We start from the raw sequence: 14,515 nt of genomic DNA, 5'->3' as shown, positions 1-14,515 counted from the left end.
AACTAAGATGAAAAAAGTATTACTAACATTATTGTCTTTTGTCATGTGCACTATTACATTTGCACAAGATTTACCAACAAATCCTGAACCAGGAAAATGTTACGTTCGATGTATAACACCAGACGTATGGGTGAATCAAGATGTGTCAATCCAGGTAGCTCCAGCATACAAAAAACTAAAGGTCGTACCTGCGCAATACAGGACAGAAAACGAAGAAGTAGTGGTTCAATCTGCGGGAACAGAATTATCAGTTATTCCTGCAAAATATGAAACTCAAACTTTTGAGGTTGAAGTAAAAGGACCAGCGCAAAGGCTTGAAAAAGTTGCTGGTACAATAGATATCACAACCGAAGAAATGGTAACAAAAGTAGGTTACCAAGAATTATCAGTTATTCCTGCTAAATATGCAACACAAATTTTTGAAGTGACGTCTGAAGATGCCGGACAAACACTATCAGTAGTGCCTGCTAAAATGGGAACTGAAATTTTTGAAGTTGTTGTTCAGGAAGCTAGTCAGCGTTTAGAAGTTGTGCCTGCACAATATGAAACAAGAACAGAGACTATTGTTGTTCAAGAAGCGTATCAAAAATTAGAACCAGTTCCTGCAAAATATGAAACCAGGGCCGAAGTAGTTGTTGTTACTGATGCTGGACAGCGTATGGAAGTTGTTCCTGCAAAATGGGGAACTGAAACTGTTGAAGTTGTTGTGCAACCAGCAACAACGAAATTAGAAATCGTTCCTGCTCAATATGGAACTGAAACTGTTGAAGTTGTGGTAGCCGACGCTGGTCAACGTTTAGAAGTTATTCCTGCAAAATGGGGAACGGAGACTTTGCCATATAAGAAAAGAGAATATGGCTCTGCGCTAACGATAGTGCCAGCAAAGTTTGCTACAGATTATCAGGTTGTTGAAGTTAAGCCAGCAACAGCTAAATGGGGAATGAGTGATACTCCTGCAGTAGATTGTGCGTCTAGTGATCCTAACGATTGTAGATATTGGTGTTACAAAAACGTACCCGCTCAAAATATTACCTTAAACACGACTGTTTTAGCTGCTGATGCACAAGTGCTTACTAGATCAGGTTGTGATATTGTTAATGCCAGTAGTGAAGATTGTGGCATGGAAACGTATACAAGAAAAGTAGTTATAACACCAGCTAAAACTAGGGTAATAGATATTCCTGCTGTAACTAAAATGGTTGAGAAAACGGTGATGACACAACCGGCAACAACTAAAATCATAGAAATTCCTGCGGTAACTAAAAGGGTTAAGAAAACGGTTTTAATTAGTCCAGCTACGACCAAGGTTATTGACATTCCTGCGGTAACCAAAGAAGTTATTAAAAGAGTAATGGTAACTCCACCCACAACTAGAGTTATAGAGGTACCAGCCGTAACTAAACAAGTTGAGAGAACAGTAATGGTAACACCGCCAACAACAAGAGTTGTTGAGATTCCAGCCGTAACCAAGACCATGAAACGAACTATTGTGGCGCAACCAGCGACTACTAAAGTTTTAGAAATTCCTGCTAAAACAGCAGCTATGAGGCGCACAGTAATGGTAAGTCCACCTAAGGCAATAGCTATTGATGTTCCTGCTGAGACTATAACAATTAAAAAAACAGTTTTATCACCCGAAACAACACGTGCAGTTGATATTCCAGCAGTAACGAAAACGATGAAACGTACTGTAATGGTCGCGCCTCCAACAACAGTAGAAATTGAAATACCCCAAAAAACAATGCCTTTAACACGCACGGTTTTAGCCAGTGATGCAAGAGTAGAAACAGAAATTATTCCTGCAATCAATAAAACGGTCACTAAGGAAGTGTTACAAACTAAGGGCGGTTTAACCACTTGGAAAGAAGTGAACTGCAAAATAGTAGAGTACAACGATCTTAATATAAATTGGAACTTAGGATCTGCAACGTTAACTCCTGCTGCTAAGGCAGAGATTGATGCCATATTATTACCAGTATTATCTAATGGTGTTTCTGTAGAGATTGCGTCTCACACAGACTCTAGAGGTTCTGCTGCGTCTAACAAATCATTATCAGAAAGAAGAGCACAAGCGGTAACGAATTATCTAATCGCGAAAGGTATTAATTCTTCTAGAATTGTTTCTAATGGTTATGGTGAATCGAGATTAGTGAATAGATGTTCAGATGGTGTTTCTTGTACAGAAAGAGATCACTTGGCAAATAGAAGAACTCAATTTAGAGTCATCGATGCTAATTAAGTAGTAAAATCTATATTTTATTTACATGAAAAAAAGGAAGCCACGCGGCTTCCTTTTTTTTGCTTATTTAAACGATGAAATACGTTAAAAACAGGATTAAATGTTAAATTTTAAGGATTAAATGCGTTTTTTGTCGTTAAAATGCATAATTTATTTGTTAGTATGGAAAATTCTAGTTATGTTAGCCACATGGATACAACGTTATGATAATCAGATAGTTGTTTTTAAAATATAAAAATACCCCAATAAAACCTATAATACCTATGAAGCGTGCCTACCTAACTTTATTTTTAACCTTCGTGTGGTTATTTGTTCTTAATGCTCAAAACGCCACTTACGAGCTCCCTGAGAGAATTTCGTCTTCTGATGTATTAAAAACAGATGGATTAATTCAGCCTCATTTAGACGATTTTATGCGATTATGCAAAGCCTATGATATTAACTGTACAGAAAAGCTATTTAAATTAAAAGAAATAGCGATTGTAGACTCTCTAAAAATGACAGCAAAAGGTGGAACCTTAGGTATGTTGGTAAGAAATGATAACCATGATGTTGAAAAAATAATCTTTAGTTGGATGACGCTTCTAGATAAAGAAATTTTAAAAGTGGTGGCTTTCCATGAATTTGGACACTACTTTTTAGGCTACAAACACACCTGTAAAGATTGTAATATTATCATGGCTGAAGTGAATACAAGTTATTTTGATATCGTTAGAGACTGGGATTACCAAGTAGAACAATTGTTTCTTAATTCACCTGAATATCTCAAAAAACAAAGCCTTATACCAAATTAGTCTGCTAAGGACTTATTTTTGATTAGTTGATGAAAAAATCCTGCTTGCTAACTAGGCAGGGTTTTTTATTTAAACATGTCCATTCCTGGAATATTTGGCATGCCATCTTTAGCAACAGCAGCTATTTCTGCTTCGTTAACATGAGTCGCATTCTCAATAGCCTTATTCAAAATCAATATTAAATAGTCCTCAAGTTGCTCCTTATCTTCTAAAAGAGAATCATCAATATCAATAGATTTGAGTGTCCTGTTCGCCGTGAGTGTGACTTTTAATAGGCCATCATTACTTTGCTCATCTATTAAAACCGAGTCTAACCGTGTTTTTGTTTCTTCTACTTTTTGTTGGGTTTCTTTTAATTTGCCCATCATTCCCATTAAATCTCCAAACATAATTTCTTTTTTTATTAATTCAATTTACAAATTTATTAAATTGGATGGTTAATAACCAATATAATATCTATTGAAAAATCTCATCATTTTATTCCTTATAAGTTTTACTTTTGTTTTATTGTGAACACAAAATTTAAATATGACAAAAAATAACGCTTCTTTTGAAGCTCCAATGGCAAAAAAAATTGAAAAGAAATTAGAAATCCACGATGACATCAGGGTTGATAACTACTTTTGGATGAATGACAGAGACAATCAAGACGTTATTGATCATTTGAATTCAGAAAACAAATATACTAAGGAAGGACTCAAGCATACTGACAACTTTCAAAAGGCATTGTTTGAAGAAATGAAAGGCAGGATTAAGGAAGATGATAGCTCTGTGCCCTACAAATTAAATGGGTATTGGTACATTACTAAATTCGAAAATGGTAAAGATTATCCCATTTATACAAGAAAAAAAGAAACTTTAGAAGCAGAAGAAGAGATTCTTTTCGACTGTAATGAAATGGCTAAAGCGTATTCTTATTTTAGATTAGCAGGAATTTCTATAAGCCCAGATAATACTATGGCGAGTTTTTCGGTTGATACAGTAAGTCGTAGACAGTATACACTTCAAATTAAAAATTTAAAAACAGGTGAGATTTTTTTAGATAAAATTGAAAATACAACGGGTAGCTCTACTTGGGCAAATGATAATAAGACTTTATTTTATGTAAAAAAAAATGAAGTTACGCTGCGTTCAGATAAAATCTATAAACATAAATTGTATACAGAAGTAGCAGAAGATACTTTGGTGTATCATGAAGAAGATGAAACATTCAATTCCTACGTATACAAATCAAAGTCTAAAAAATACATCATTATAGGATCTTCTAGCACACTCACAACAGAGTATCGCATTTTAAAGGCCGATACTCCAGATGGTGAATTTAAAATTTTCCAGCCAAGAGAACGTGAATTGGAATATTCAATTTCCCATTATGGTGATAGCTTCTACATCATAACTAATAAAGATAATGCAACCAATTTTAAACTTTTAAAAACACCCGAAACCCAAACAGAGAAAGAAAATTGGGAAGAGGTATTACCACATAGAAAAGAAGTGCTTTTAGAAGATATAGAGATATTTAAAGAATATCTTGTGGTTAGTGAGCGTGAAAATGGTTTAAATAAAATTCGTATTATAAATTGGAATGGGAGTGAAGACTACTATCTCCCATTTGGTAATGAAACCTATACTGCAAATATAGGCAATAACCCAGATTTTAACAGTGAAACATTACGTTATACTTATAACGCTTTGACTACCCCGAGTTCTGTTATTGACTACAACTTTAAAACAAAACGTAAAGAAGTAAAAAAAGAGCAGGAAGTTTTAGGCGGAACCTTTGATAAAAATAATTATGAATCTAAGCGTGTTTGGGCTACTGCAAGAGATGGTGTAAAAGTACCAATGTCAATTGTCTACAAAAAAGGCCTTGCATTAAATGGAGAAAGTCCTGTGCTACAATATGCCTATGGCTCTTATGGCGCAACCATAGATCCTTATTTTTCAACAATTAGATTAAGCCTTTTAGACCGTGGTTTTATATATGTGATTGCGCATATTCGTGGGGGTGAATATTTAGGTCGTGAATGGTACGAAAACGGTAAACTTTTATCTAAAATGAATACGTTCACAGATTTTGTAGACTGTTCAAAATATTTAATTGAAAACAATTATACGTCTAAAGAACATTTGTATGCTATGGGTGGAAGTGCTGGCGGTTTATTAATAGGTGCAGTTATAAATCTAAACCCTGAATTGTATAAAGGCGTCATTGCAGCTGTTCCTTTTGTAGATGTTGTAACCACGATGTTAGATGATAGTATTCCACTTACAACAGGTGAATATGATGAATGGGGAAACCCCAACGATAAGAAATATTACGACTATATGAAGTCGTATTCTCCTTATGACAATATTGAAGCAAAGTCTTATCCAAATATTTTGGTGACTACGGGATTACATGATTCTCAAGTACAATATTTTGAACCTGCAAAATGGGTTGCTAAATTGAGAGAATTTAAAACAGATAAAAATAAGTTATTATTTCATATAGATATGGAAGCGGGTCATGGTGGTGCTTCTGGACGATTTGAAAGTCTAAAAGAAGTGGCGTTGGAATATGCTTTTTTATTAGATTTAGAAGGAATTGACCATTAAAAATAAATTGCTTATTTTTGCGAGGTTTAAGGTTGCATTTCTAACTAATGGTAACCGATTAAATATTGTTTATGGCACACGACAAGCAAGTTTTTGACAATGTATTGGACTTAATTGGCAATACACCAATGATAAAACTAAAAAGAATGACATCTGAGTTTAAAGGTAACTTTTTAGCTAAAGTTGAAGCTTTTAATCCAGGGCACTCTTCTAAAGATAGAATTGCATTATATATTATAGAACAAGCAGAAAAGCAAGGTATTATTAAACCTGGCGACACAATTATTGAAACAACTTCTGGAAATACAGGTTTTAGTATTGCCATGGTTAGTGTTATTAAAGGGTACGATTGCATTTTAGCAGTGAGTTCTAAATCTTCAGCAGATAAAATTGACATGCTAAAAAACATGGGCGCTAAAGTCTATGTTTGTCCGGCAAATGTGAGCGCAGATGACCCGAGATCCTATTATCAGGTTGCAAAACGCTTACATGATGAAATTAAAGGATCGGTTTATATCAATCAATATTTCAATCAATTAAATATTGATGCTCATTATGCTTCTACAGGTCCAGAAATTTGGAAACAAACGGAAGGAAAAATCACTCATTTAGTAGCATGTAGCGGAACAGGAGGTACTATTTCTGGTACCGCAAAGTATTTAAAAGAGCAAAACCCAAATATTAAAATTATAGGAGTCGATGCTTTTGGATCAGTATTAAAAAAATATCACGAAACCAGAGAATTTGATGAAAAGGAAATTTATCCTTATAGAATTGAAGGTTTAGGTAAAAACTTAATACCAACGGCGACAGATTTTGATATCATAGATAAATTTGTAAAAGTAACGGATGAAGAAAGCGCACATACGGCACGTGAAATAACAAAAACGGAAGGCTTATTTGTTGGATACACATCAGGAGCTGCTATGCAAGCGGTAAAGCAATTAAGTGCAGAAGGTGAGTTTAAAGCAACAGATAATGTGGTTATTATTTTTCCAGATCACGGCTCGCGATATATGAGTAAGGTGTACAGCGACAAATGGATGAATGCTCAAGGCTTTTTTGATAGTAAAAACGAGGAGGCGGCACAAGCCATACAATACATTAAATAAAAGTAAAAATATTAAAATCAATGCTGGTGTTAAGCTGACATCAGCTTTTTTAATGTTAATAATAGAATGTAAAAAAATTATGCGAGAAACGGAGAATTATGTAATTTTGAAAATTCTAAACTAACTAGAACGTATACATGAAAGATTTATTTGCAAAAATATACAAGGATAAAGGGCCTTTAGGAAAATGGGCGGAGCAGGCAGAAGGTTACTTTGTGTTTCCTAAGTTGGAAGGACAAATTTCTAACCGAATGAAATTTCAAGGAAAAGATGTTATTACTTGGAGTATTAATGACTACTTAGGCTTAGCAAACCATCCGGAGGTGCGTAAAGTTGATGCACAAGCTGCTGCAGATTATGGTTCTGCTTATCCAATGGGAGCAAGAATGATGTCTGGACACACAGAATTGCACGACCAATTACAAAATGAATTAGCAGCGTTTGTAAGTAAAGAAGCTGCTTATTTATTAAACTTTGGTTATCAGGGCATCATGTCTACCATTGATGCATTAGTCGCAAAAGACGATATTATAGTGTATGATGTAGACGCGCACGCTTGTATTATAGATGGTGTACGTTTGCATATGGGTAAACGTTTTACATACAAACATAATGACGTAGAAAGTTTAGAAAAAAACTTAGAGCGCGCTACGAAAATGGCAGAACAAACCGGAGGTGGTATTTTAGTTATTTCTGAAGGTGTATTTGGAATGCGAGGAGAGCAAGGGCGTTTAAAAGAAATCGTAGCACTCAAAAAGAAATTCAATTTCAGATTGTTGGTTGACGACGCTCACGGTTTTGGAACACTAGGAAAGACAGGAGCAGGAGCAGGTGAGGAGCAAGGTGTGCAAGATGAAATTGATGTGTATTTCGCAACATTTGCAAAATCTTTAGCTAGTACTGGTGCTTTTATCGCTGGTGATAAAGAAATTATGGACTATCTAAAGTATAACTTGCGTTCACAAATGTTTGCAAAATCATTACAAATGCAGTTAGTTGTTGGTGCACTTAAACGTTTAGATATGTTACGTAGCATGCCTGAATTGAAAGAGAACTTATGGAAAATTGTTGATGCATTACAATCTGGTTTAAAAGATAGAGGATTTGATATTGGTACCACACAAAGTTGTGTTACGCCAGTTTACTTAAACGGAAGTATTCCTGAAGCAATGGCCTTAGTAAGAGATTTACGTGAGAATTATGGTATTTTCTGTTCTATAGTGGTATATCCAGTAATACCAAAAGGATTAATTTTATTACGAATGATTCCAACAGCAACGCATACATTACAAGATGTTTCTGATACGTTAGATGCTTTTGATGCTATTAGAACAAGATTGGAGAATGGAACATATAAACGCCTGTCTGCAGCTTTAATAAAAGCAATGGGCGAGTAACTTTGATTGACTTAAAGAGATAATACAAATAAAAAAATCCGATTCATTTGAATCGGATTTTTTTATGTTTAATTCTACGTGATATTTTTTCTATAGGTTTTTCTTCTTTTTATAACAACAGGATCAAAATGCTTCCAGATTTTGTGTATCGCTTCATTGTCTTCTAATTCAGGTGTTCTATAACAATCAATAATTCCTTTTTTAGTGAATGTCTCGTAATATTCATTAAAAATAACGGCATGTACACCTTTGTTTTGATAGTCGGGATGAACACCAATAAGATAAAAAACAGCATCTTTACTCGTTTTTTTAGCTTTTAATAATCTGGCAAAACCAAAAGGGAATAATTTACCATTCATGTCTTGTAATGCTTTGGCAAAGCGTGGCATTACAATAGCAAAGGCCACCATATTGTCTTGTTCGTCAACAACAAACTTAATGTATTCAGGATTAATAAAAGAGATGAATTTCTCTTTAAAATACTTTTTTTGAATCGTTGTAATCTCTACAAAAGAAGATAGAGAAGAATAGGAGGCATTAAATAAATCGAACATTTTATCCACATAAGGCATAACTTCAGATGTTGTGTTCAATTGCAATGCTTTTAACTTATAACGGCGTTTAATAAGCTCTTGTGCTTTTTTAAAAAACTCAGGCTTTACATTCTTAAAAGGAAACTTACTTTCAGAGTACGATTTTTCAACAGTATAGCCTAAAGTTTCATAATGCTTAATATAGTACGCGTGATTATACCAGGTAATCATATTGCCAATCTGGTCAAAACCTTCAGTCATCACACCAACCTTGTCTAAATTTGAGAAGCCAACGGGGCCTTCTGTATATTCTAAATTATTAGCTTTACCAATGAGATTGACTTCATTTAAAAGTGCAGTTGAAACAGCGATATCATCAATAAAATCAAACCAACCAAAACGCATTTTCTTTTGGTTTTTTTTGTCGACTTCCAGCCAGTTTATTATTGCGGCAACCCGGCCAACAATTTCACCATCTTTATAGGCAAGAAGAAATGTGGCTTCGGCATCTTTAAATATAGGGTTCTTTTCTTTGTCAAAAGTTGCCATTTCCTGACTAATAATAGGAGGAACCCAATATTTGGAGTTTTTATAAAGCGAAAAGGGAAAGGTTACAAAGGCTTTTAATTCCTTTTTGTTAGAGACCTCTTTAATTTTAATCATAGGCTAGTCTTCATCATCAAAATCAATACTGTTTGTTTTTTTTCTTCTATTAGTGTCACCTTCAGGTAAATCTAAATCATTCGTCTGTTTTCTTTTTTTATTAGCTTTTCGTTCTGCTTCTGCTTCAACAGATGTACCATTATCTATACCTGGGTCTTTATGAAAATCTAAACGGTAAGACACGCCAAGGTTAACTCCAAAAACAGAAGGCGTATCTTTTGTATTAAAAGTTAAAGCCGTATCTAATTGGAAATTTTCATTCCATAAATACGCACCACCAAAACGAAATAAATTATCGGCATAAAAATCACTTTGAATTCCTTGTGTCTCACCAAATAAAACCCACTGCTGACTTATAGCTTTCGTGAGCGTTAAAATATATTGAAAATCTGAATAATCTGTACCAATTCTATCTTTTGAAAAATTCATAATAAATACCCAACCACTTGAAAAATTATTTTGTGTTGCAATCATGACTTTCGGGCTAAAACCTTCTACGCCAGGAGCAGTGTAAGGGTTGTTTTCTAAATCATAGTTAGCACCACCATAAACGGCTACGGCAGGAATTAAATCAGACCATCTAAATTTTTTGTTTTCGTGATAGCTGTATATACTGACTTTGTCTTCGCGATTTTTATAGGGATCATAAATCAAATACTTCGCTCCTAAAGTGAGGTTTTTAAAATTAGCGCGTCCAAATTCACTTGATATTGCAGAACGAAAATCTGTTTTCGTGTCATTTTGATAAGTCCCTTCAATGTTAATTTCCAATTGCGGAAAAAGTAATCCATAACGCGCAGCAAAATCAACACCAAAACCTTTAACTTCATATTTTAAAGGGGTGTGCTCTTCTTTAACAGTAAAAGGTCCAGCTTCAAACTGCACAACATTAGTGCCAACAGAAAAGGCTGATCTTGAAACACCAGGGCGATTAGAGTTTATAACTTCGGTATATTGAGCATTCGCAGAAATGCAAGCCGCGAAAACCAGGAGTGGTAGATATTGTTTCCTTAAAAACATAAGTAAGTAGTTTAGCTCCAAATATAGAGATTTTATATATTTTTTAAGTATTTAAAACTGAAATTACAGGCTAAGTATTGTATTTTTGTATGAAACATAATTCTATTAAATAGTTGACATGCAATTATTACGAACGATACTTATAATTTTGGTGATTTTTTATGGCTTCAAAATTTTGTCGAGACTTTTTGCGCCATTATTTTTAAAGTATCTTAAAAAAAAGGCGAAACAACGTTTTGGCGGCCAATTTGGTGGTTTTCAAAATGAAAGACCACAGCAAAAGCCTCAAAATGAAGGCGAAATCACTATTGATAAGATGCCTGATAATAAAACCTCAAACAAAACTGTTGGTGAATATGTAGATTACGAAGAAATTGATTAATTTTCACTTTCAAAGTTTTCATCAATATTTATGCAATCAATCTTAAAAAAAATCCTGCCACATCTACTCGTATTTGCTGGCTTCATAATACTTTCATTAGCTTATTTTAGTCCTGTTTTGCAAGGTAAAGAAATCCTGCAAAGTGACATTGTGCAGTACAATGCCATGGCAAAGCAACAACGTGACTTCAAAGCCGAAACCGGAGAAGAAACGTATTGGACAAACAGTGCCTTCGGAGGTATGCCTACCTATCAGTTAGGAGCAAGATATCCGCATCATTACATCAAGAAATTAGATTTGGCATTACGATTCTTACCACGTCCGGCAGATTATCTTTTGCTTTATTTTGTAAGTTTTTACATTTTACTTTTGAGTTTAAAAGTGAATTTTAAACTGGCCGCTCTAGGGGCTTTGGCCTTTGGTTTTTCAACTTATTTAGTAATTATTCTGGGTGTTGGACACAATAGTAAAGCACATGCTATTGCTTATATGCCATTGGTTATAAGTGGGATACTACTCACCTTTCAACGAAAATATAGTCTCGGATTTATTGTTACTGCACTAGCCATGGGTCTGCAATTGGTGGCAAATCATTTTCAAATGACCTATTATTTAATGCTACTCGTCATAGTTATAGGTATTGTTTATTTGATAGATGCCTATAAAAAGAAAGTGTTGCCACACTTTTTTAAGTCTATTGGGATTCTAATGGTAGCAGTAATTCTTGCCGTTGGGATGAATGCGGCAAATATTTTAGCAACCCAAGAGTATGTAAAAGAAAGTACCCGAGGCCAAAGTGAAATTACTATAAATCCAGATGGTTCGCCAAAAGCTGCTGAAACTGGATTACCAAAAGAAAAGATTACAGAGTATAGTTACGGCGGGTTAGAAACATTTAACTTGTTTATTCCAAGACTATTAGGTGGTGGTATGAGTGAGAATGTTGGAGAAGATTCTGCATTTTACGATTTTTATTTAGCACAAGGGGCTTCGCCTGCACAAGCTAAAGAAGCCGCTGAAAGTGTGCCAACGTATTGGGGAGATCAACCCATTGTTGAGGCTCCTGCTTATGTGGGTGCCGTCATACTCTTTTTATTTGTCTTTGGGCTGTTTTTAGTTAAAGGACGATTAAAATGGTGGTTAGTAGCTGGAACTCTAATGTCTCTTTTATTGTCTTATGGAAAGAATTTTGGTTTTCTAACCGACTTTTTTATTGATTTTGTGCCACTTTACGATAAGTTTAGAGCAGTCACTTCGATACAAGTAATCCTAGAATTGTGTATTCCTGTACTGGCAATTTTTGCCTTAGTACGCTTGTTTAATGACTACGGAAAGGATGAAGACAAAATTAAAGCTTTGAAATTCTCAGTACTAATTACAGCCGGAATGGCTGTAATATTTCTCATAAGTAGATATACAGGAATTTTAGGTTTTAATTTTGAAGGTGCACGTGACGCTTCTTTTAAAGCCAATTATGGGAAACCGTTTTTAGATGCTATTGTGTCAGATAGAAAAATGATTTTCACAAAAGACACTTTAAGAAGTTTACTTTTAGTATTACTTTCAGCAATAACTATTTACTCGTTTTTAAAGAAGAAGTTATCTGAGGTAAAAGTGATTATTGTATTTGCGCTTTTAATTGTATTCGATCAGGTAGGTGTAGACAGACGTTATGTGAATACTGAAAATTTTGTAGCATCGAGATATGTTCAAAAGCCGTTTCAAACCAATAAGGCAGATAAAAAAATCTTTTCAGATAATGGACATTTCAGAGTTTACGATATAAGCTCAGGGGAAGGTAGAGCCAGCGCACAAAAAGTAAAAGAAATGACCTCTGGGTCACTGAGTGCGCCATATTTTCACAATACGCTTAATGGTTACCATGCAGCAAAATTGAAGCGCTTTGATGCACTTTATGATTTTTATATTTCAAGAAACAACATGAATGTATTGAATATGTTGAATACAAAATACATTATAGCAGAAGATGAGTCTCAAAAACCATATCCGTACCTCAATGAAGAGGCTAATGGTAATGCTTGGTTTATAGAAGTATTACAAAAAGTAGGGTCGGCTAACGATGAAATACTCGCTTTAGAAAAAATAGACAATAAAAAACTTGCGGTCTATACTTCAGATAACACATTACATCCTATATATAAACTAGACTCTTTAGCGTCTATAAAAGTCGTAGATTACGAACCAAACTATATTAAATATGAGTCTTTTAATAATAACGATGGTTTTGCTGTTTTTTCAGAAGTCTATTATGGCAACGGTTGGAAAGCTTCAATAGATGATAAATCTGTTCCAATTCAAAGAGTCAATTATATTTTAAGAGGTTTGGAAATACCAAAAGGAAAACATACCATAGTCTTTAAATTTGAACCAGAGGTTGTGAAGACTGGAAGTACAATAGCTTTAGCCAGTGTTGCAGTATTGTTTTTATTGCTATTGGGAGGGTTGTTTTATGAGTTTAAAAACAAAAAAGTTGAGTAAGAAAAAAGTTTTAGTCATTACCTATTATTGGCCACCAGCTGGAGGTCCAGGCGTACAACGTTGGCTAAAGTTTGTGAAATATTTACCTGAATTTGATATTCAACCCATAGTTTATTGCCCTTACAATCCCATTTACCCACAAAAAGATGAAAGTTTGTTAGCTGAAGTTTCAAAAGACTTAATTGTTTTAAAACAGCCTATTAATGAGCCTTACAAAATAGCTAACTTTTTATCAAAAGACAGCAAAACCATTAGTAAGGGCATTATTCCAGAAGAAAAGAAGCAGAGTTTGGCACAAAAAGCACTACTGTTTATTCGGGGTAATTTTTTTATTCCGGACGCTAGAAAGCATTGGGTGAAACCTTCAGTACGGTATTTGTCGACGTATATCAAGGACTTTGATATTGAAACGATTATTACGAGTGGCCCGCCACATAGTTTACACCTTATTGGTTTGCAATTAAAAGAAAAAACCGGCGTAGAGTGGCTGGCTGATTTTCGTGATCCATGGACAACGATAGGTTATCACAAGCAATTAAAATTAACTAATAAATCTAAAAGTAAGCACAAAGCATTAGAAGAAAAAGTGTTAAATACTGCTGATACTATTATAGTAACTAGTACGAATACCAAAAAAGAATTTTCTAAAATTACTAATAAGCCAATAGCGGTGATAACAAATGGCTACGATATAGAGAAAGCTGAAAAGACAATCATGGATTCTCGGTTTACAGTGTCGCATATCGGGTCATTATTATCAAAACGAAATCCTGAAATACTATGGAAAGCGCTCAGTGAATTAATTAAAGAAAACGATGATTTTGCTAAAAGTTTCAAATTGAACTTGGTTGGTTCTGTTGGAGTCGCCGTTCTAAAATCGATTGAAGATTATAATTTAAATAACCATCTAAATGTCGTAGGTTATGTGTCACATGAAGAGGCTGTTCATTTTCAAAAAAAATCACAAGTATTGTTACTCATCGAAATAGATTCTATAGAAACCAAAGCAATTATTCCTGGAAAATTATTTGAATATATGGTTTCGGAAAGACCTATTATAGCTATCGGACCACAAGGCACAGACGTCGAAAAAATAATTAAAGAAACAAACACAGGACATTATTTTAATTACGATGCTGCCACGGAGTTAAAACATCAAATTTTTGAACATTTTAACGCTTTTCAACAAAAGAATTTGAAAACAAACCCAATAGGCTTAAAAAAGTATAGTCGTAAAGACTTAACTAAATCATTAGCTCAGCTAATCGTTAAATAACG

11 protein-coding genes are annotated in these 14,515 nt (G+C 34.3%); 8 read left to right on the top strand and 3 right to left on the bottom strand.

What is annotated here, in order from left to right; translation table 11 throughout:
• The first annotated feature begins 7 nt into the window (after positions 1 to 7).
• Both GQ46_RS02535 and GQ46_RS02530 read left to right on the top strand, forming a co-directional pair.
• Positions 8 to 2,239 (top strand): OmpA family protein, encoded by a 2,232-nt coding sequence (locus GQ46_RS02535; protein ID WP_044398092.1) that lies wholly within the window; start codon positions 8 to 10, stop codon positions 2,237 to 2,239.
• 263 nt (positions 2,240 to 2,502) lie between these two features.
• On the top strand, positions 2,503 to 3,033 hold the full coding sequence (locus GQ46_RS02530; RefSeq protein ID WP_044398090.1) for a hypothetical protein: 531 nt from the start codon (positions 2,503 to 2,505) through the stop codon (positions 3,031 to 3,033).
• 65 nt (positions 3,034 to 3,098) lie between these two features.
• On the opposite strand, the gene GQ46_RS02525 is transcribed toward GQ46_RS02530, so the two are convergent.
• Positions 3,099 to 3,422 (bottom strand): YbaB/EbfC family nucleoid-associated protein, encoded by a 324-nt coding sequence (locus tag GQ46_RS02525; protein WP_044398088.1) that lies wholly within the window; start codon positions 3,420 to 3,422, stop codon positions 3,099 to 3,101.
• 139 nt (positions 3,423 to 3,561) lie between these two features.
• Here GQ46_RS02525 and GQ46_RS02520 point away from each other — a divergent pair, with 139 nt between their 5' ends.
• The 3 genes from GQ46_RS02520 (at position 3,562) to GQ46_RS02510 (ending at position 8,140) form a co-directional block, all read left to right on the top strand.
• Entirely contained in the window at positions 3,562 to 5,631 is a 2,070-nt protein-coding gene (locus tag GQ46_RS02520; protein ID WP_044398085.1) for an oligopeptidase B, read from the top strand.
• A 71-nt stretch (positions 5,632 to 5,702) separates the two neighbouring features.
• Positions 5,703 to 6,743 (top strand): PLP-dependent cysteine synthase family protein, encoded by a 1,041-nt coding sequence (locus tag GQ46_RS02515; RefSeq protein ID WP_044398083.1) that lies wholly within the window; start codon positions 5,703 to 5,705, stop codon positions 6,741 to 6,743.
• 137 nt (positions 6,744 to 6,880) lie between these two features.
• Complete coding sequence (locus GQ46_RS02510) at positions 6,881 to 8,140, top strand: aminotransferase class I/II-fold pyridoxal phosphate-dependent enzyme (protein WP_044398081.1); 1,260 nt, start codon at positions 6,881 to 6,883, stop codon at positions 8,138 to 8,140.
• A 74-nt stretch (positions 8,141 to 8,214) separates the two neighbouring features.
• On the opposite strand, the gene GQ46_RS02505 is transcribed toward GQ46_RS02510, so the two are convergent.
• Both GQ46_RS02505 and GQ46_RS02500 read right to left on the bottom strand, forming a co-directional pair.
• Positions 8,215 to 9,336 carry a hypothetical protein gene (locus GQ46_RS02505; protein WP_044398078.1) on the bottom strand — a complete coding sequence of 374 codons (1,122 nt, stop codon included), beginning with the start codon at positions 9,334 to 9,336 and terminating at the stop codon, positions 8,215 to 8,217.
• A 3-nt stretch (positions 9,337 to 9,339) separates the two neighbouring features.
• Entirely contained in the window at positions 9,340 to 10,356 is a 1,017-nt protein-coding gene (locus GQ46_RS02500; RefSeq protein WP_044398076.1) for a transporter, read from the bottom strand.
• A gap of 118 nt (positions 10,357 to 10,474) precedes the next feature.
• On the opposite strand from GQ46_RS02500, the gene GQ46_RS02495 reads away from it, so the two are divergent.
• From GQ46_RS02495 to GQ46_RS02485, 3 genes are read left to right on the top strand one after another with little or no spacing between them, the layout of a single operon-like run.
• On the top strand, positions 10,475 to 10,738 hold the full coding sequence (locus GQ46_RS02495; protein ID WP_044398074.1) for a DUF4834 family protein: 264 nt from the start codon (positions 10,475 to 10,477) through the stop codon (positions 10,736 to 10,738).
• Between the two features lie 30 nt (positions 10,739 to 10,768).
• Positions 10,769 to 13,237, top strand: coding sequence for a YfhO family protein (locus GQ46_RS02490; RefSeq protein WP_044398072.1), 2,469 nt, complete (start codon positions 10,769 to 10,771; stop codon positions 13,235 to 13,237).
• Entirely contained in the window at positions 13,230 to 14,513 is a 1,284-nt protein-coding gene (locus GQ46_RS02485; RefSeq protein ID WP_044404426.1) for a glycosyltransferase family 4 protein, read from the top strand. The genes GQ46_RS02490 and GQ46_RS02485 overlap by 8 nt, the downstream gene beginning before the upstream one ends.
• Positions 14,514 to 14,515 lie beyond the last annotated feature (2 nt).

Origin of the sequence: Lacinutrix sp. Hel_I_90, assembly GCF_000934685.1 — a bacterium.
Lineage (GTDB): Bacteria > Bacteroidota > Bacteroidia > Flavobacteriales > Flavobacteriaceae > Lacinutrix.
Note: the sequence above shows the minus strand (reverse complement) of the source record. Positions and strands in the feature narration are given on the sequence as shown.